This window comes from Amycolatopsis sp. CA-211722 (assembly GCF_056828465.1).
The window spans coordinates 8,536,460-8,554,586 of sequence record NZ_CP184752.1; the positions used below are offsets into that span (position 1 = coordinate 8,536,460).

15 protein-coding genes are annotated in these 18,127 nt (G+C 68.7%); 2 read left to right on the forward strand and 13 right to left on the reverse strand.

All coding sequences use genetic code 11. From position 1 onward, the window contains the following. Positions 1-164 precede the first annotated feature (164 nt). The gene (ileS, locus tag ACOCEP_RS39130) at positions 165-3,326 is read right to left on the reverse strand and encodes an isoleucine--tRNA ligase (protein WP_482334981.1); all 3,162 of its coding nucleotides are present in this window, start codon (positions 3,324-3,326) and stop codon (positions 165-167) included. A 334-nt stretch (positions 3,327-3,660) separates the two neighbouring features. Here ileS and ACOCEP_RS39135 point away from each other — a divergent pair, with 334 nt between their 5' ends. Beyond that, the gene (locus tag ACOCEP_RS39135; protein WP_482334982.1) at positions 3,661-5,295 is read left to right on the forward strand and encodes a hypothetical protein; all 1,635 of its coding nucleotides are present in this window, start codon (positions 3,661-3,663) and stop codon (positions 5,293-5,295) included. A 295-nt stretch (positions 5,296-5,590) separates the two neighbouring features. Here ACOCEP_RS39135 and ACOCEP_RS39140 read toward each other — a convergent pair whose 3' ends face one another. Beyond that, a complete protein-coding gene (locus tag ACOCEP_RS39140) occupies positions 5,591-6,847 on the reverse strand; it encodes an HNH endonuclease signature motif containing protein (protein ID WP_482334983.1) in 1,257 nt (418 codons plus the stop codon). 336 nt (positions 6,848-7,183) lie between these two features. Between ACOCEP_RS39140 and ACOCEP_RS39145 the strand changes: the two genes are divergently transcribed. Beyond that, complete coding sequence (locus ACOCEP_RS39145; RefSeq protein ID WP_482334984.1) at positions 7,184-8,992, forward strand: FUSC family protein; 1,809 nt, start codon at positions 7,184-7,186, stop codon at positions 8,990-8,992. On the opposite strand, the gene ACOCEP_RS39150 is transcribed toward ACOCEP_RS39145, so the two are convergent. The 11 genes from ACOCEP_RS39150 to ACOCEP_RS39200 all read right to left on the reverse strand — a co-directional run bounded on the left by ACOCEP_RS39150 (position 8,989) and on the right by ACOCEP_RS39200 (position 18,081). Next, on the reverse strand, positions 8,989-9,543 hold the full coding sequence (locus tag ACOCEP_RS39150; RefSeq protein ID WP_482334985.1) for a hypothetical protein: 555 nt from the start codon (positions 9,541-9,543) through the stop codon (positions 8,989-8,991). The genes ACOCEP_RS39145 and ACOCEP_RS39150 overlap by 4 nt on opposite strands. 88 nt (positions 9,544-9,631) lie before the next feature. Beyond that, a complete protein-coding gene (gene wag31 / locus ACOCEP_RS39155; protein ID WP_192741184.1) occupies positions 9,632-10,492 on the reverse strand; it encodes a DivIVA-like cell division protein Wag31 in 861 nt (286 codons plus the stop codon). A gap of 54 nt (positions 10,493-10,546) precedes the next feature. Continuing rightward, positions 10,547-10,822: a YggT family protein gene (locus tag ACOCEP_RS39160; protein WP_005155180.1), complete on the reverse strand. Its 276-nt coding sequence runs from the start codon at positions 10,820-10,822 to the stop codon at positions 10,547-10,549. Positions 10,823-10,936: 114 nt separating this feature from the next. After that, a complete protein-coding gene (locus ACOCEP_RS39165) occupies positions 10,937-11,536 on the reverse strand; it encodes a cell division protein SepF (RefSeq protein WP_482334986.1) in 600 nt (199 codons plus the stop codon). An 82-nt stretch (positions 11,537-11,618) separates the two neighbouring features. Continuing rightward, entirely contained in the window at positions 11,619-12,350 is a 732-nt protein-coding gene (locus tag ACOCEP_RS39170) for a YggS family pyridoxal phosphate-dependent enzyme (RefSeq protein WP_482334987.1), read from the reverse strand. After that, on the reverse strand, positions 12,347-13,054 hold the full coding sequence (pgeF, locus tag ACOCEP_RS39175) for a peptidoglycan editing factor PgeF (protein WP_482334988.1): 708 nt from the start codon (positions 13,052-13,054) through the stop codon (positions 12,347-12,349). The genes ACOCEP_RS39170 and pgeF overlap by 4 nt, the downstream gene beginning before the upstream one ends. A 74-nt stretch (positions 13,055-13,128) precedes the next feature. After that, a complete protein-coding gene (gene ftsZ, locus ACOCEP_RS39180; protein WP_126733686.1) occupies positions 13,129-14,451 on the reverse strand; it encodes a cell division protein FtsZ in 1,323 nt (440 codons plus the stop codon). A gap of 250 nt (positions 14,452-14,701) precedes the next feature. After that, complete coding sequence (locus ACOCEP_RS39185; protein ID WP_482334989.1) at positions 14,702-15,472, reverse strand: anti-sigma factor; 771 nt, start codon at positions 15,470-15,472, stop codon at positions 14,702-14,704. After that, positions 15,469-16,077, reverse strand: coding sequence for an ECF RNA polymerase sigma factor SigK (gene sigK / locus ACOCEP_RS39190; RefSeq protein WP_482334990.1), 609 nt, complete (start codon positions 16,075-16,077; stop codon positions 15,469-15,471). The genes ACOCEP_RS39185 and sigK overlap by 4 nt, the downstream gene beginning before the upstream one ends. Then, the gene (locus ACOCEP_RS39195) at positions 16,070-16,810 is read right to left on the reverse strand and encodes a DUF1365 domain-containing protein (RefSeq protein WP_482334991.1); all 741 of its coding nucleotides are present in this window, start codon (positions 16,808-16,810) and stop codon (positions 16,070-16,072) included. Before ACOCEP_RS39195 ends, sigK begins: the two co-directional genes overlap by 8 nt. Beyond that, on the reverse strand, positions 16,804-18,081 hold the full coding sequence (locus tag ACOCEP_RS39200) for an NAD(P)/FAD-dependent oxidoreductase (protein WP_482334992.1): 1,278 nt from the start codon (positions 18,079-18,081) through the stop codon (positions 16,804-16,806). The genes ACOCEP_RS39195 and ACOCEP_RS39200 overlap by 7 nt, the downstream gene beginning before the upstream one ends. Between the last annotated feature and the right edge of the window lie 46 nt (positions 18,082-18,127).

Sequence of the window (18,127 nt, forward strand, 5' to 3'; positions counted from 1 at the left end):
GCCAGCCTGCCGATTTCCCTCGCGCAAGGCGCGCTTCGGGCGGGAAAGCGGCTATTCCGAATCCGTTTCGTGATCCCGGTGATCGGGACCCGCCCTGGATGCTATGAACGGTCCGTTCCTTGCAAATTTTGCAAGGAACGGACCGTTCATAGCGCTCGCGCGGGTCAGGCCTTGGTGACCGCCACGGTCACCTTGGTGCCCTCCCCGACCGTCCCGGCCGAGCCGTCGGCGACGGTGCCGTACGCCACCGAAGTCGCCAGCGTCTCCGAAGCGATGAACTCCTCGTGCGTCTTCGCGGCCGTGACCACGTCTTCCGGCGCGTCCACCGTCAGCGCGATCCGGTCGGCGACGTCGAGTCCGGCGTCACGGCGGGCCTGCTGCACGACCCGGACGAGGTCGCGGGCCAGGCCCTCGGCCGCCAGTTCGTCGGTCACGTCGGTGTCGAGCAGCACCAGCCCGGCGCCACCCGGCAGTTCCGCGGCCGCGCCGCCGCCCTTGGCGACCAGACGCCGGTCGTACTCGCCTTCGACGAGCTCGATCCCGGCCGCCACGACGGCACCGCTCTCGGAAGTCGTCCACTCACCGGCCTTGACGGCCTTGATCACCGTCTGGACGTCCTTGCCCAGCCGCGGACCGGCCGCGCGGGCGTTCACCGCGACCTCGAAACCGCCGTGCGCGGCGACGTCCGTGGTCAGCTCGACCGATTTGACGTTGACCTCGTCGCGCAGGATGTCGGTGAACTCGCGCAGCGACTCCGCCTCGTGCGCGGCGACGACCAGCTTGGCCAGCGGCAACCGCACCCGCAGCTTGTTCGACTTCCGCAGCGAGAGCGCCGAAGACGCCACCTGGCGCACCCGGTCCATCGCCGTCACCAGCGCCGCGTCGGCGGGCAGGTCGAGCGCGTTCGGCCAGTCGGTCAGGTGCACCGAACGGCCGCCGGTCAGCCCGCGCCAGACGACCTCCGTGGTCAGCGGCAGCAGCGGCGCCACCACCCGCGACGTCACCTCCAGCACGGTGTGCAGGGTGTCGATCGCGTCCTGCTCGCCCGCCCAGAACCGGTCGCGCGACCGGCGCACGTACCAGTTCGTGAGCACCTCGAGGAAGTCACGGACGGTCGAACAAGCGCCGGCGACGTCGTAGGTGTCGAGCGCGTGCTCGACGTCGGTCACCAGTTCGTGCGTCTTCGCCAGCACGTACCGGTCGAGGACGTGCTTCGAATCCGTGCGCCACTGGCCTTCCACGCCCTCGGCGTTCGCGTAGAGCGCGAGGAAGTAGTACGAGTTCCACAGCGGCAGCACGGCCTGGCGGACGGCGTCGCGAATGCCCTTGTCGGTGACGACCAGGTTCCCGCCGCGCAGGATCGGGCTCGCCATCAGGTACCAGCGCATCGCGTCGGAGCCGTCGCGGTCGAAGACCTCGTTGACGTCCGGGTAGTTGCGCAGCGACTTGGACATCTTCTGGCCGTCCGAGCCGAGCACGATGCCGTGCGAGATGCAGGTGCGGAACGCCGGCCGGTCGAACAACGCGGTCGCCAGCACGTGCAGGACGTAGAACCAGCCGCGCGTCTGCCCGATGTACTCGACGATGAAGTCGCCCGGGTAGTGGTGCTCGAACCACTCGGTGTTCTCGAACGGGTAGTGCACCTGCGCGTACGGCATCGAACCCGAGTCGAACCAGACGTCCAGCACGTCCTCGATCCGGCGCATGGTGGACTTCCCGGTCGGGTCGTCCGGGTTGGGCCGGGTCAGCTCGTCGATGAACGGCCGGTGCAGGTTCTCCAGCCGCACGCCGAAATCGCGCTCGATCTCGTCGAGCGAGCCGTAGACGTCCGTGCGCGGGTACGCCGGGTCGTCCGACTGCCACACCGGGATCGGCGTGCCGAAGTACCGGTTGCGGGAGACCGACCAGTCGCGGGCGTTCTCCAGCCACTTGCCGAACTGGCCGTCCTTGACGTTCTCCGGGTACCAGGTGATCTGCTGGTTCAGCTCGACCATCCGGTCCTTGAACTCGGTCACCGCGACGAACCACGACGAGACGGCGCGGTAGATCAACGGGTTGCGGCAGCGCCAGCAGTGCGGGTACGGGTGCTCGTAGGTCTCGTGACGCAGCAGCACCGCGCCCTGACGGCCGGCCGAACCGGTGCCGTTCTTGAGGTCCTTGATGATGTTCGGGTTGGCGTCGAAGACCTGCTGGCCCTCGTAGTCCGAGACGGTCGCGTCGAACTTGCCCTGCGCGTCCACCGGTGTGACCGGGACGATGCCCGCCGCGTCGGTGACGACCTTGTCCTCTTCACCGTAGGCGGGCGCGATGTGGACGACACCGGTGCCGTCCTCGGTGGTGACGTAGTCCGCGGACAGCACGCGGTGCGCGTTCTCGTGCCCGGCGAAGTACGGGAAGGGTGGGGCGTAACGGGTTCCGAGCAGCTCGGTGCCGGTGTAGTGCCCGACGACGGTCGGCTCCTCCCCCAGCTCGCGGGCGTACGCGGCGACGCGCGCTTCGGCGAGCAGGAACCGCTTGCCTTCGCTTTCCACCACGACGTACCGCACGTCCGGGTGGACCGCGGTCGCGAGGTTGGACGGCAGCGTCCACGGCGTCGTGGTCCAGATCAGCAGGTAGGTGCCGTCGAGCTCGTTGTCGTTGCCCTCCAAGCGGAAACCGACCGTGACGGCCGGGTCCTGGCGGCTGGCGTAGACGTCGTCGTCCATCCGCAGCTCGTGGTTGGACAGCGGGGTCTCGTCGCGCCAGCAGTAGGGCAGGACGCGGTAGCCCTCGTAGACCAGGCCCTTGTCCCACAGCTGTTTGAACGCCCAGATGACCGATTCCATGTAGGACAGGTCGAGCGTCTTGTAGTCGTTGTCGAAGTCGACCCAGCGGGCCTGGCGGGTGACGTAGTCCTGCCATTCGCCGGTGTAGCGCAGCACGGACTCGCGGCACGCCTCGTTGAAGACGTCGATGCCCATCGCGTCGATCTCGGACTTCTCGGTGATCCCGAGCTGGCGCATGGCCTCGAGTTCGGCGGGCAGGCCGTGGGTGTCCCAGCCGAAGCGGCGCTCGACGCGCTTGCCCTTCATCGTCTGGTAGCGCGGCACCAGGTCCTTCACGTACCCGGTGAGCAGGTGACCGTAGTGCGGGAGACCGTTGGCGAACGGCGGGCCGTCGTAGAAGACGTACTCGTTCGAACCGTTGACGCCGGGGTCGCGGGCGTCGATCGACGCCTGGAAGGTCCGATCGGATTCCCAGTACGCGAGGACGCGCTTTTCCGACTCGGGGAACGAAGGCTGGGACGGGACGCCGGTCTCGCCGTCCACCTGTGCCTTGGGATACATCTTCGGTGCTCCTCGCGATTCGTCTCACTCGTACGGGCTCGCGCCCACACGGGGACGAGACGGCCGTTTCCGGCGCGTTCCGCGGTACCACCCCGCTTGCCCGGCCGGTGGTGTTCCGGCTGGGCCGCTCATTCGACGGCTGTGACGGGCCGTACCCGTCCGGTTCTACTGAGGGCGCGGGCCCTGTTCTTCCGGAGGCTCCCCGGTGATGGCCGGATCGGTGCCAGTTCGTTCAAGGGTAGCGCGCGGGGGCAACCGGGTTGTCCGGGGTGGGTGGAAACCCGGAGGCGGCGGGCGGCGGCCGTCATTAGGCTCCCGTCCGAGGAGGCGGGTGATGGACACCGAAGAACAGCTCTGGCGCCAGATCCGCGTCACCGACCGGATGTGGGAGGGCCCTGGGCAGATCGCCGCGCTCGAGAAGGTGACTCGTCGCGTGGACGCGCTCGGCCTGACCGCGCACCGGCACGAGGCGCGTGTCCGGCTCGCCACCGCGTACCTGCTCGGCGGCGAGCCCGCGAAGGCGTTCGAGCCGCTTTCTTTGTGCCTGGACTCCGGCGACCCCGACCTCAGGCCGGTGTTCGACCACCTGGCCGTCGCGTTCACCGAAGACCCGCGCGTTCCGCTCGCGGGCACCCTCGCCGCGCTCGACGAAGGCGAACGGCTCTTCGGCCCGATGCCCGACAACCGCTTGATCATCGCGTCGCATCTCGGCACCGACGCGGACGTCGGGTACGAGGCTCCCGCGGAAAGCTCGCGGTGCGGCCAGTGCGACACCGGCTTCAGGATCGACCACCTGCTCCGGATCGGCCGCTTCGACGACGCCGCCGAGCTCTTCTCGGACGACGAGAGCTGCTCCCGGCAGCCGCACGCGATGCTCGCGGGCCTGATGCTCCCGTTCGCCCGAGCCGGCCGGCTCGACGACGCGGTGGAAGCGTTCCGGGCATCCTATTCGGCGTTCTGGACCGAACCGGCGGAGCTCGGCTCGCTGGCGCGGCACGTCGAGTTCTGCGCGCACACGGGGAATCAAACCGCCGCCCGGAAACTGGTCGACCGGCACGGCGGATGGCGATCGGCGCCCTTCGCGACGATGGAGTTCCACGCCGCGGCGGCCTTGGTGACGGACTCCCACGCGTCGCTCGCGCTGGAGATTGCCGCCCGGTTCGACGCCCGCAACGGCAACTCCGTGCAGAGCGGGCGGATCCGGGCGTCGCTCGCCGCGGATCCGGCACCGGTCGCGGTGGACCTGGGTTCGGCGTTGCTGCCCCGTACCAGGCAAAGGGGGTCGAGCCTCGTGATCTATCCGACGACCGTGGAGGAACTGGCTTCCCTGGCGGAACGCAACGAAGACGATCCTGAGTTCGCCGCCGTCATGTGGGAACGGTTCGACGAGCTCCTGCCGAACCCCGGAGGCGAACTGCTCGCGCGCCGCCTCGCAGGTTCCCGCGAACTTGCCGGAGCCACCGACCGTGATCCCGGGGCACGCGCGTTCTGGGACGCTGCGCCGCCTCTGGAAGAGGACCCTTTGCGAGCCTTGACGTTCGCGCGGGAGTCCATCGACCTCTTTCTGGCGAAGTGCGACTACGTGAAGGCCGCCCGCGCACGGCTGATGGCGGTGTGGATCCTGGCGTTCACAGGCGATCCGAAGGCCGCTCTCGACCTGATCGACAAGCCCGACCCCGTCGGCGGGAATCCCGAGGTGCAGGCCGAGGTGCTGTACACCCACGGAAAACTCTCGCAGTCGTTCGGCGATCTCGACGAGGCGGCTTTCCGGCTGCTCATGGCCGCCGAAAACTTCGAGTCCGCCGAGAACACCGACGCGCTCGGCTGGACCCGCGCCGATCTCGCGGAGCTCTTCTTGACGATGGAGCGTTTCGAGGACGCCGCCGATGCCGCCGAGGAGGCCGTCCGGCTGGCTCCTACGGCGCGGGCCAGGGCGTTGCGAGACCGGGCTTACCTTTTGCGCGCCTAGTTTCGTGCGCTGGGGATTTGTTCGTGATCACGTACGGACGGCGGGTTGTGGTTGGGGGTGGAGATCGCCGTTGTTTGGAGTGCACGGGTGCACCATGGCGTGACTTACCCGAGCGGCATGGACCGTTGTCCGAGCGCATCAGCACGCCGCGGATGCTCGGCAAGAGGCCGCGCGGCAGATCCACCCCGCCATCGCCGCGACTGCTCCTGTTCATCACCTGCAGGTGACAGGCGCCAATCGCTGAGTCCGCGCCCTGAGCGCAGCCATATAGGTCGTTATACAGCCACCAAACGGCCTATGTCCTGAGGTGCATGGTGTTGCGTCGCGGTGCTCCGGTGGGGTCAAGGTAGGCGGGTGGGGTGAACTCGGGTAGGCCGTCTTGGGCGATCTGGACTTTCCATTCACTGCGGTGGATCAACCGGTGGTGCCTCGTGCACAACAGCACCAGGTTGTCGATCTTCGTTTCGCCGTGATGCCGCCAGAAAACAATGTGATGGGCAGTGCAGCGTGGTACCGGCATGTCGCAGCCGGGGAAAGCGCAGCCTCCGTCGCGGAGGGTGAGCGCGTATTTCTGGGCCAGCGACACGGTGCGTTTGGAGCGGCCGATGTCCAGCGGTTCGCCCGCGGTGCCGAGAACGCCGGGTCGGACGCGGGCATCGCAGGCGAGGATCCGGGCGTCGGTGGCGCTGATCGGCCCGACGAGATCCAGGTGGGCTTCGCCGATATCCCGGATCAAATCGTCGTAGGACATGGTGACCAGGATGTGCGTCGCTTCCCCGGCCTGGCCGGGAAGGTTACGGCTGGTGGTCTTCAACCGCACATAGTCGGTGAAGGCATCCCCATAACGCTCGTCCTGGGTCCTGGAGTCACGGACCCCGTCGATGGCCTTGTGCGGCTTGGCCATCGGATCCAGGTCGGACTTCAACCGGGCGTAGGTTTCCAGATCGAGCCGACCTTTGAGGCCGAGGGTGCCGTCGCGGTGTTTGACGAACCGCAACTCCGGACGAGTCTCTTTCGGATCCTCGTTACGAGGTTCCTTACCGTCCGGGTCGAGCTCGTCCAGCAGGCGGCGTCCGGCGCGGGCGATCTGCCGCGGCCCCGCACGCCGGGCCAAGTCGACGAGGATCTTCTCCCCAGCACGGACGTCCTCGTCCGGGACGGTCGACGGGATCCGGGCGAGGGTCTTGATGATCGCGTCGATCTGACCACCACCGATCGCCCCCTCCGCAGCGGCCTCGGCCGTCAGGGGCGCCAACGGCGGTTCGGGGTCGCCGCCGATCGACGGGCCCGGGTGCAGGGCCAGCACCCGATCGGCCCAGGCGGCGGCCTCCTTGTCCGACACCAGGAAATCTTCGACTATCAGCCCAGTTAGCGTCGAATGACCCGAGCAGCCACGGATCCCACGGGAATTGATTTCCGCCAGGATCGCGTTCTGCTCCGCATCCATCCGACGCTTCAGGACTTCCAGTTCCTGTTTGCGGGCATGCAGCGTCGCGGTGTCGACGCGCCACCACTCGGCGGTCGTCTCTGGGGGTGCGTTGTTGCTGGCCACGACACCGAAGCTACTCCGTATCGAACACCTGCGCTAGCTCAAACAGCCCAACGCGAGAAATTGCCGGAAAATGGCAACAGCGAAGGGAGCCTTAAAGCCGCGAGGCACTCTTAAGCGCGCGAAGAACGCGAAGCAAAGGAATTCACTGGAGGCGAGCGACGAAGAATGGACCACACACGCGTTCGCAGAGCCTTACAGTGGCGAAGCACCTTAAGGACACGAAGGCGCCATAAACACCAGGCACGAGCACGATCAACGCCGCCCCATCGAGCAGGGCCCGAGTTGCCGTCCCCGCCACCGCCTCTAGGTTGACGGTATGCCGATCTGCGAGGCCCGATGAAAGGGCCCGGACTCCTCATCGTCCTGCTGGTGGTCCTCGGCGGCGTCAGCGGGCTCGGATTCCTCCTGGGACTGGGCAACGCGGCCGTCCTGGCGGCTCTCACCGCGCTCTTCTGTCTCATGGCGGCGGTCGGCGGGCCGCTTTGGGCGGATCTGCGGTTGCTGGCGTGGTTCGCGCCCGCGCTGATCCTCGCGGTCGGGGTGCCACGGTTGCTGGGCGCGGTGTCGCAGTGGGCGGCGATCGGGCTGCTGGTGGCGATCGTGATCGTCGCCGGGCTGTTGCCCGTGCTCGGGACCCGGTTCGTCACGGTCGGGCTGGGGCTCGGGATGGCCTCGCTGTTCGGGTACGGCTTCCAGTTGACAGGGACGGCGTCGGCGGGGCAGATCCTGGGCGCGCCCGCGCTCGCGGTGGGCGTCGTGATCCTGTTGCGGGTGCTGATGGGCGCGAAGGACCCGGCCAAACCGACCCGTGACGCGCTGGCCGACGCGCTCGCGACCGGCTCGTCCGAAACGCAGGAAAGCGCGGCGAGGCTTTGGCTCGCGGACCGGCCTCGTCGCTGGACCGGCCGGGTCCTCGGCGGCATGTTCCGCTACCGCGCGGCCGTCGGTTTGCTGGAGATCCGCGGGAAACGGCTCGACAGCGAAGAAATCGGCGAGACGCTCGCCGCCGCAAGGGAAGAAGCCGCCAGGCTCGCCGACGCCGTTCGGAGCCCGGCCGCACCGGGAGAGGTCGAGCCGGTGCGGCGCAAGGAACCCACCGGGCTTCCCGGCGCCACGGCGAAGCTCGTCACCGCGGTCTGGGAGGCGCTCGAAACCATCCGGGCCGCGGCGACCGAACGCGACGAGTCGCGTGTGGACGTTCCGAGAGGACTCCGCAAGGAACTGCGCCGGATCGAGTTGAGTGGAGCGTTCTCCTGGCGGTCGGCGCAGTTCCGGCACGCGCTCCGCTGCGGGCTCGGGGTCGGGCTGGCGCTGGTGGTCGCGAGTTTCCGGCCGGGCGACCCGCTCACCGTGTCGTTCCTGCTCGCCACTTTCGCCATCATGCAACCGGAATGGCGGGACAGCCTCGGCAAGGCCTGGCAGCGGATCGGTGGCTCACTCGGCGGCGCCGTCGTGCTCGCTGCTGTTCTTTGGCTTCTGCCGCAAGGGCTTCTGCTGCCGATCGGGCTCGTCGCGTTGCTCGGCGGATTCTCGGTCATGCGGACCCGTCCGGCGATCTTCAACGGCTGCATGGTCCTGATGTCGGTCGGCATGAACGCGACCACCAGGCATCTCGACCCGCGTTACGTACTCGTCGAGTACCTGCTCCTGATGGTCCTCGCCGGCGCCATCGCCCTGCTGTTCGGTTTCGCCGCGATCCCCGGCGTGCCGAAACCCGGCCCGGCGGAGCGGTTCGAGAGCGCCGTCGCCGCCACCCGCACCCTGCTCGGCTCGGTGGCGAGGAACCTGCGCGGCGAGGACGTCGATCCGCGGACGCTGGGCCGCGAGTTCCGTGCCGCCGCGATCGCGCACCAGGGCCTGCTCGCCGCGGAACCCGGCACCAAGGAACCGGCGCCCGGCCAGCGGGACGCGCTGGAGAACGCGGCCGAAGCCTTGCGCGGTCTGTCCGTCACGGCCTCGTCGCTCTTGCTACGGCCAGGTTCGGCCGGAGTGGCGGACGCCGTCGGCGAGGCGGCCAGCTCACTCGGGGCAGACGAGACAACGGAGATCCCGGTGCCTCGCGACGCGGACGAGGAGCAGCGCCTGGTGCTCGACACGATCGCCGCCGACGTCGTGGCGGTCGGGGAAGCGGCCCAGAAGCTCTAAGCCTTCTCGCGGTGCTGTACGGCGATCTCGGCGTCGGGCTTGCACAGCGCGCACGGCGTGAACCCGAGCTGCCGCGCCTCGCCGATGCCGAGCGGGATCGTGTCCCGGGTTTCGAGCCACGTGCAAGAGGTCACGTGATAACGCGGGTACTCGTCGACGACGACGACCTCGACCTCGAGTTCGGAGACGACCGCCACGTCCTCGGGGTCGCTCTTCTCTTCGCCGGGGTCGCCGCTTTGCTGAGGCTCAGGAGTGTCCTCGGCGTCGCCCAGTTCGCCGGCGGCGGGCATCAGGACGGTCTGCTCGGCGTCCTCGGGTTTCTTTTCCTCACCCTCGGCGGGTTCGTCCTCGTCGGACGCGTCTTCGGCCGCTTCTTCCTCAGCCGGAGCCGCGCGCTTCTTCCGGCGCCGCAGCAGGTCGAAGAGGAGCAGCAACCCCGCGACGACGGAGACGCCGATGGAAATCCAAGCCCACAGGGAGTTCGCGGTGATGAGCGCCGCGACGAGCAGCCCCAGAGCCGCCAGTACCAGTACCAGGACGATGTAGAGCACGGTGAATTACAACACGAGCGCACAGCCGAAACGGCCCCGACCCTCCGGAGAGTGCCGAGGCCGTTCCACTGTGTAGAAACGAACCGGATCAGCCCGCTTCGGCCCGCGGGCCGAACGAGTAGCCCTGTCCGCTGCCGGAGGACGAAGACTGCCCCGAGCTCGACGAGGACGCCGACGCGGGAGCGGCCGAACCACGGTCGTCGAGCTCACGCAGCTGGGACTCGAGGAACCCGCGCAGCCTCGTGCGGTACTCCCGCTCGATCGTGCGCAGCTCCTCGATCTTCTTGCCCAGCGAGCCCTTCTCCGCGTTCATGTTGTTCATGGTCTCGGTGTACTTGCGCTGAGCCTCGCGCTCCATGGTCGTCGCCTTGTCGCGCGCCTGGCGCTCCAAGGTTTCGGCACGGGTTCGCGCGTCGTTCAGCATCGTCTCGGCACGCGTGCGCGCCTCGTTCACCATCGAGTCCGACTTGGACCGCGCGTCCGACAGCAGCTGCTCGGACTTGGTCCTGGCTTCGGCGAGCATGCCGTCCGACTCGGTCTTGGCCTCGGCGGTGAGCCGGTCGGCCATTTCCTGCGCCAGCCCGAGCACCTTCGCGGCCTGGACGTTGGGCTCCCCGTTGTCCGGCACCATCGAGTGGGCCTGGGTCTGCTCCATCGCCGACTGCGGCGGCGGCACCGGCGCCAGGCGGCGCGACGGCTCGTCGCGTACCTGCGGCGGCGGGCCGACGGCGCCGGCCTTGGCGTTCTCGAGCTCACCACGGGTGGTCTCGAGCTCGTTGTCGAGCTGCTCGACCTGCTGCCGCAGCTCGTTGTTGTCCTCGATCAACCGGGCAAGCTCGGTCTCCACCAGGTCGAGGAACGCGTCCACCTCGTCCTCGTTGTAGCCCCTTTTGCCAATGGGCGGCTTGCTGAACGCGACGTTATGCACGTCAGCGGGGGTCAACGACATCAGATCACCTCACGCACTCCATGGCCTGCAGGTCCACCGGGGCTTCCCCGAAAATCACCCTGGCGTTGCCAGCTGCATCGCGAAGAACACAACCAACAGCAGCACCATAATCGATAAGTCCAGTCCGACGCCGCCGATTCGTACGGTCGGGATGATTCGTCTGAACAGACGAACCGGTGGGTCGGTCACTGTGTAGATGGTCTCGAGCGTTACCGCAACCCCTCCGGCAGGACGCCACTCGCGAGCGAAAGCACGCACGAGCTCGACGACGATCCGTGCCGTCAGCAGGAGCCAGAAGGCGAACAGCACGTACCAGACGACCAGCAACACAGCATTCACGTAACCACTCTGCCATGCCTCGCGTCAAAAGACGCGGTCGACGGGCCGCGGATGGCGACGAGTCGACAAAATCACATCCGGCTGCGCTCAGCGGTCACCGGGTGATCAGCCGCGCAGGAACAATCCGCCTTCGGCGATCCGTCGGCGGTCTTCCGCGGTGACATCCACATCGGGCGGTGAGAGAAGGAACACCTTGTTGGTGACCTTGTCCATCGATCCGCGCAACGCGAAAGCGAGCCCCGCGGCGAAGTCGACGAGACGCTTCGCGTCCGCGTTCTCCATCTCCGTGAGGTTCATGATCACCGGGATGCCCTCCCGGTAGTGCTCCCCGATCGCGCGCGCTTCCGCGTAGCTCGTCGGGTGCAGCGTCGTGATCCGGCTCAACGGGTCACGCACCGCCGGACGGACCGGCTCGGTGACCGGCCGCAGCCGCGCGACCGGCTCCGGCTGACGGTCCATCGCCAGCGCTCCGTGGACGGCAGGCTCCGGGGTGGCCACGGAGCGTGACCGAGGCCGGGGCGCAGGCTCGTCATACGTGTCAACTTCGTCCCGGTAACGTCCACCCCGTGACCGGGCCGGCGGCTCGTCGTCGTAGTCGTACTCGTCGTCGGCGTAACCTCGCCGGTAGTCGTCCTCGACGTCATAGCCGTCTTCGTCCGCGGGCACCATCCCGAAGTAGGCCTTCAGCTTCTGCAGCGCGCTCATGCCTCTCCCTAGCCTTAGCCGCGTCCCGCACCGTACTCCCCCGCCCTCGCCGCCACTCCCCGTAACGACGAGACGGTATTCCCTAGGGCGAGGCTAAACCGCGCCCACCGAGCAACGCGGTTCCGACACGCACACAGGTCGAGCCGTACGTGATCGCCTGCTCGAGATCATTGCTCATTCCGGCGGAGATCTCACGGGCTTTTGGGTGTTCTTCCCGTAGACGCTCCGACGCACGAGCGAGTTTCCCGAACGCCTCCGCGGGATCAGTACCCAGCGGGGCCACCGCCATAAGCCCTCGGAGGCGAATATCACCCACATGGGCTATCCGCTCCGCCAGATGGCTCACTTCGCTCAACCGAATGCCCCCGCGCTTCGGATCGTCATCGAGACTTACTTGAATGAGGACGTCCAACGGGTGCTCGCGTTGCCCGGAATCCAGCGCCGCTTTGGTCGCCTTCGCGAGCGCCTCGGCGAGCCGTTCGGAGTCGACGGACTGGACCTCGTCGGCCCAGCGCACGACCGATTTGGCCTTGTTCCGCTGCAGGCTGCCGACCATGTGCCAGCGGACGCGGGCGTCCGGCCGGAGACCGGCGACCTCCTCGGCCTTCGCGCCGGCTTCCTGATCGCGGTTCTCGGCGAGGTCGAGGGCGCCGAGGTCGGCGAGCAGCGCGGCGTCGAGCGCCGGGAAGGTCTTGGTGACCGCGAGCAGCTTGACCTCGTCGCGGGCCCGGCCTGCGGACTTGCACGCGGCCGCGATCCGCTCTTCCACTTCGGCGAGTGAGGCGGCGAGTTCCCCCTTGCGGGCGTCACTCACGACGCGTCCAGCCACGTGATCCCGGCGATCCGGCCCGTCGTGCCGTCGCGGCGGAAGCTGAAGAGCGTCTTGTCTTCGTTGGTACAGCGCGGATCCACGCCGATCTTGCCGACGCCGAGGTCGGCGAGCTGCCGCCAGAGTCCGGCGCGCAGGTCGAGCCCCGGTGTGCCCTTGCGGGTTTTGCAGGCACTGCCCGGCACGTGCTTTTCGACGTCGGCGGCCATGTCCGCGGGGACTTCGTAGCAGTCGCCGCAGATCGCGGGACCGAGCAGCGCTTCGGTCCTGGCCGGTTCGGCACCGAGCGAACGCATCGCCTCGACCGCGGCGGGGACGACACCGACCCTGGCGCCGACGCGGCCCGCGTGGACGGCGGCGACGACACCGGCTTCGGCGTCGGCCAGCAGAAGAGGTACGCAGTCGGCGACGAGCACCACGAGCGCGAGGCCGGGCTCGGCCGTCACGAGCGCGTCGGTCGCTTCGGCGGCGGAGGTCTCCGAACCGTCGACGATGGTGGCGGTCCGGCCGTGGACCTGCTCCATCCACGCCAGCCTGTCCTCGGCGAGGCCGAGTTCGGTGGCGAGACGTTTGCGGTTGGCGTAGACGTCGCCCGCGTCGTCGCCGACGTGATCACCGAGGTTGAAGGTGTCGTAAGGCGGCCGGGAAGCCCCGCCCGCCCTTGTCGTGACAACCCGCCGTACCCGCACGCGTTTCCTCCTAGACCTGAGTGAAGGCCCCCTCGACTGTAGTCAAGGAGGCCTTCACGGAACGTACTGGCGAGCTACCGGCGCATGAACGGCGGCACGTCGACCTCGTCGTCCGACGGGTCGTCGTGCACCGGGGTGGCGCGGCCGGGCAGGCTGCCGTGGTTCGAGTTCGACCCGATCGGCGAGTAGCCGCGCGAGCCGCCGCCGGGCTGCGGGAGCCCGCCGGTCATCGAGCCGTTGCCCTCGTTACGGGCGGACGGCATGGGTGTGTGCGTGCGCGGCGGCGCGACCGGGTAGCCGTTCGAACCGGTCGACGGCACCGGGGTGGCGCCCGACGGCGGGCTCTGCACCGGGGTCGCCCCGCCGCCGTTGACCTGACCGGCCTGCGCGGACGCGGTCGAGTTCGAGCGGGAGCCGAACGCCGGCGGGTCGAGCTTCTTGTGGGTCGGGGTGCCGGCGTCGAAACCGGCCGCGATCACGGTGACCCGGACCTCGTCGCCGAGCGAGTCGTCGATGATCGTCCCGAAGATGATGTTGGCGTCGGGGTGCGCGGATTCCTGCACCAGCGACGCGGCCTCGTTGATCTCGAACAGGCCGAGGTCCGAGCCGCCCGCGATCGACAGCAGCGCGCCGTGCGCCCCGTCCATCGACGCTTCCAGCAGCGGCGAGTTGATCGCCTTCTCCGCGGCCTGGATCGCCCGGCCCTCGCCGCGCGCCGAGCCGATGCCCATCAGCGCGGAACCCGCGCCGGACATGACGCTCTTGACGTCGGCGAAGTCCAGGTTGATCAGACCCGGCGTGGTGATCAGGTCGGTGATGCCCTGGACACCCGAAAGCAGCACCTCGTCCGCCGAGCGGAAGGCGTCCATCAGCGAGACACCGATGTCGCCCAGCTGCAGGAGCCGGTCGTTCGGGATGACGATGAGGGTGTCGCATTCGTTGCGCAGCTGCTGGATGCCCTCTTCGGCCTGCTTGCTGCGGCGCTTGCCCTCGAAGGTGAACGGGCGGGTGACGACGCCGATGGTCAGCGCGCCGAGTTTGCGGGCGATCTGGGCGACGACCGGCGCGCCACCGGTGCCGGTGCCACCGCCCTCGCCCGCGGTCACGAACACCATGTCGGCGCCCTTGATGACCTCTTCGATCTCTTCGCGGTGGTCCTCGGCGGCCTTCTGCCCCACCTCGGGGGCGGCGCCGGCACCGAGGCCGCGGGTCAGTTCCCGGCCGATGTCGAGCTTGACGTCGGCGTCGGACATGAGCAGTGCCTGCGCGTCGGTGTTCACCGCGATGAACTCGACACCCTTGAGGCCGACCTCGATCATGCGGTTCACGGCGTTCACTCCGCCGCCGCCGATACCGACGACCTTGATCACCGCAAGGTAGTTGTGCGGGGGCGTCATCGGAGCCGCCTTCCTGATCGTGTGTGCTCGTGCTGCCCGCCGGTCGCTGAGCCTGTGCCGAACCCTCGAGCTGAAGTTCAGATTGAGAGTTATGTCAACTGCCGACGTTGAAGCAGGACGGTATGCACCAGGCTGGCTCGAATCCAGTAGCCACGCCGTGTGTCGCAAAGGTGTTTTGCCACAACATGTTCGCGGGCGCAAGAGCGAGACCCGGTCGCGGCGGCGAACGGCGGCCTGGTAAAAGCGAAGATCAGGTGGGCATCGACATGACCATGACGACGTCCTTCGACGGCGCCCCGGTCGACGATCCGCCCGCCTGTTCGACGCTGAGCGCGAACTTCTCGGCGCCGCCGATTCCTTCGGCGACCAGCAGCGCACCGTCCTGACCACCGGGAATGAGCCCGGCGGGCTTGGGCGCGGTGCCCGGGTACATGAGCCAGGCCTGGTAGATCCGGCCCGGCTCGTTCTTCGGCAGCTGCGCCGCCATGAACACCAGCCGGTCCTTCGCGCGCGACATCATCACGGTGCCACCGCCGCCGGCCGAGGTCTCGGCGTGCCCGGTCCGGAGATCGGCGGCCGAAAGGACGTCGGCGACCGGGGCGTACCGGTCCGCGTACTCCGCCGCCCGCTCCCGCGCGGCCGTCAGCTGCGAGTGGTTGTCGTAGGCGATCCCGCCGAAGACGGCGGTGCCCGCCAGCCCGACGACCGCGGCCGCGACCGCGGCGATCGCCCAGCGCGGAACGCGACGCCGGTCCTTGACGCGCTCCCCCGCGCCGAAGCGGGTCATCGGCGGCTGCTGCCTGGTCGCCATCGCCTCGGCGAGTACGCGTCGCTTGAGTTCGGGCGGCGGGTCCTCGGCCAGCGCGGCACCGAGCCGGGTCGCGGTCATCTGCAGTTCGAGGACCTCTTGCGCGCACGAAGCACACTCGGCGAGGTGCCGTTTGAACTGCGCTCGCTCCACTTCGGACAGCGCGTCGACGGCGTAGGCGCCGGTGAGCGTGTGCATTTCGGGCATGGTCATGCCGTCACCCCCAAACAGTCCCGGAGCCTGATCAGGCCGTCCCGGAGACGGGTCTTGATGGTCCCGTGCGGGGTCTGCAGCACCTCTGAGACCTCGCGATAGGTGTAGCCCTGGTAGTAGGCGAGCAGCACGGATTCCCGTTGCAGCTCGGTGAGCGTGGTCAGGCAGCGGCGCACCTGCGAACGTTCCCAGCGGACCGCGACGGCCTCGGCCACCTCGTCGAAGGGCCGGGCGCGGGCGGCCTCGAAGGTCGCCTTGACCTCGCGATCCGAACTGGCGCGCGCCGAGCGGACGCGGTCGACGGCACGGCGGTGCGCGAGCGTCATGGCCCAGTTCAGCGCGCTCCCCCGCTCCGGGGAGTAGCGCGTGGCCGTGCGCCACAGCTCCACCATCACCTCTTGGGTGACCTCTTCGGACTGCGCGGAGTCTCGGAGGATCCGGCGCACGAGGCCGAGAACAGGACCGGCCAGCCGGTCGTACAGGGCGTCGAAGGCGCGCTCGTCACCCTTCGCGACCCGGACGAGCAGGTCCTCGGCCGTCGGTCCGGCCGGTTCGCCCTCTCCGGGAACGGGCGCCATCCGGCGCGGGCGTGCCGCTTCATCCATCAAGGGTGCCTCCGGCCGTCTGCGGCGTCCTCTGCGTCATCGGCGCCTTCTTCAACCACAGTTTGACGCCATGCCGCCGGATCAGCGCGGAGACCCGGTGCGGCATGAGCGGACGGGTGATCAGCATGTGCGCCAGCCACTTGGCGGTGGCGGGCCGCCGCACGCCGCGCAGCGACGCGGTCAACGGCGTCCGCCCGTCCTGGTGGAGGGCGATCTTGACCGAAAGCAGCGACTCGGGCCGGGGTACCGCCATCCGGTACTCGCCTTCCATCGACTGGAATGGCGAGACGTAGAACTCCTTGTCCGCGAAGGCGTTCCCGTCCGCGTCGGGGCGAAGGAGGTACGCGTGTCTCCCCCCGTAGGTGTTGTGCACCTCGGCGACGACGCATTCGAGTTCGCCGTCGGGCCGGTGGCACCAGTACAGGGTGATCGGGTTGAAGTTGTGGCCGAGCATCCGCGCGCCCGCCAGCATCAGCACCCGGCCGCCGCGGAGGTCCACGCCGCGCGCCGCGAGCCAGCGGTCCAATTTGGACCGGATGCTGGAGGTGTCATCGGGCGCGAAGTGGTCTCGCGAGTCGAAGCGAGCGAAGGGGCGAAGCCACCACGGCAGCTTCGGCGGTACGTCGAGGTCGACGAACCACAGGTAGATCCGGTGGGCGAACGAGATCGGCGGATCGAGGCGCCGGACATGCGCCACCGTGGAGTCGTAGAGCACGGCCATGACGGTCACCATCGCACCCCGAAGTTCTCGGCCGCGCGGACACCGGACGCGCAGCCGTCCTCGTGGAACCCCCAGCCGTGGTAGGCGCCGGCGAAGGCGACCGTGGCGTCGTTCAGTTCGGGCAGACGGCGCTGGGCGGCCACGGATTCCGGCGTGTAGACGGGGTGTTCGTAGGTCATCTTGGCCAGGACCGAGCCGTCGGCCGGGCCGGTGCCCGGGTTGAGCGTGACTACGTAGCCGGTCGGTTCGTCGAGCCGCATCAGGCGGTTCATGTCGTAGGACACCTGGACCGCGCCGTGGTGGGCGCCGCAGAACGGCGTGGCGTAGTTCCAGCCCGCACGCGCCGATTCCGCCGTCGGGAGCACGCCGGTGTCGGTGTGCAGCCAGGCCTCGTTGCTGGAGTACCGGAACGAGCCGAGGACCTCGCGCTCGGCCTCGGTCGGCGACGAGAGCAGCTTCAGCGCCTGATCCGCGTGAGTGGCCAGGACGACCTTGTCCAGCCGGTGCCGCGTGTCGGCGTCGTCGCGGACCTCGATCCCCCGGGCGGTGCGCCTCACCGAGCGGACCGGCGTCGACAGATGCACGGCCGTCAGCTGCTTGGCGGCCAGTTCGACGTATTCGCGCGAGCCGCCGACGACGGTGCGCCACCTCGGTGACCCGCCGACCGACAGCATCCCGTGGTTGCGGAGGAACTCGAACAGGTACCGCGCGGGGTACTTCAGCGTGTCGGTCCGGTCGGCGGACCAGACGGTCGAGACGACCGGGAGCATGAAGTGGTCGACGAAGTACTTCGTGTATCCGCCGATCGCGAGGAAGGCGCCGAGGGTGACGTCTCCGGCCTCGGGCGCTTCGAGGACGCGCCTCGCGTGCCGGTGGAAGCGCTTGACGTCGGCGAGCATCCGCAGGTAGCGGCCCCGTGCGACGTTGCGCGGCTGCGCGAACAGGCCTTTCAGGCCCTTCGCGCCGGCGTACTGGAGCCCGCAGCCGTCGCAGCGGATGCTCATCGACATCTCGGTGTCGCGGGTGGCGACGCCCAGCTCGGCGAACAGGCGGAGCAGGTTGGGGTAGGTACGCTCGTTGTGCACGATGAAGCCGGAGTCGACGCCGACGGTGCCGCCGTGCGCGCTCGGGACGTCGTGGGTGTGCGCATGCCCGCCCAGCCTGTCGTCGGCTTCGAACAGCAGTACCTCGTAGCGGCGTTGCAGCAGATAGGCGGCCGTGAGGCCGGCCACGCCGCTGCCGATGACTCCGATGCGTTGACCCTTGGTGTGCACGTGAAGCATTCGGAGCCGGATCGGGCGAGGATTGGATCTCGTGAACCGGCGCGGC

Coding starts and splice junctions, on each gene's coding strand:
- wag31 (WP_192741184.1), bottom strand. CDS start 10,492: ATGTCGTTGACCCCCGCTGACGTGCATAACGTCGCGTTCAGCAAGCCG.
- ACOCEP_RS39165 (WP_482334986.1), bottom strand. CDS start 11,536: ATGAGCGCGCTGCAGAAGCTGAAGGCCTACTTCGGGATGGTGCCCGCG.
- ACOCEP_RS39135 (WP_482334982.1), top strand. CDS start 3,661: ATGGACACCGAAGAACAGCTCTGGCGCCAGATCCGCGTCACCGACCGG.
- ACOCEP_RS39185 (WP_482334989.1), bottom strand. CDS start 15,472: ATGACCATGCCCGAAATGCACACGCTCACCGGCGCCTACGCCGTCGAC.
- sigK (WP_482334990.1), bottom strand. CDS start 16,077: ATGGATGAAGCGGCACGCCCGCGCCGGATGGCGCCCGTTCCCGGAGAG.
- ileS (WP_482334981.1), bottom strand. CDS start 3,326: ATGTATCCCAAGGCACAGGTGGACGGCGAGACCGGCGTCCCGTCCCAG.
- ACOCEP_RS39195 (WP_482334991.1), bottom strand. CDS start 16,810: ATGGTGACCGTCATGGCCGTGCTCTACGACTCCACGGTGGCGCATGTC.
- ACOCEP_RS39145 (WP_482334984.1), top strand. CDS start 7,184: ATGAAAGGGCCCGGACTCCTCATCGTCCTGCTGGTGGTCCTCGGCGGC.
- ACOCEP_RS39200 (WP_482334992.1), bottom strand. CDS start 18,081: ATGCTTCACGTGCACACCAAGGGTCAACGCATCGGAGTCATCGGCAGC.
- ftsZ (WP_126733686.1), bottom strand. CDS start 14,451: ATGACGCCCCCGCACAACTACCTTGCGGTGATCAAGGTCGTCGGTATC.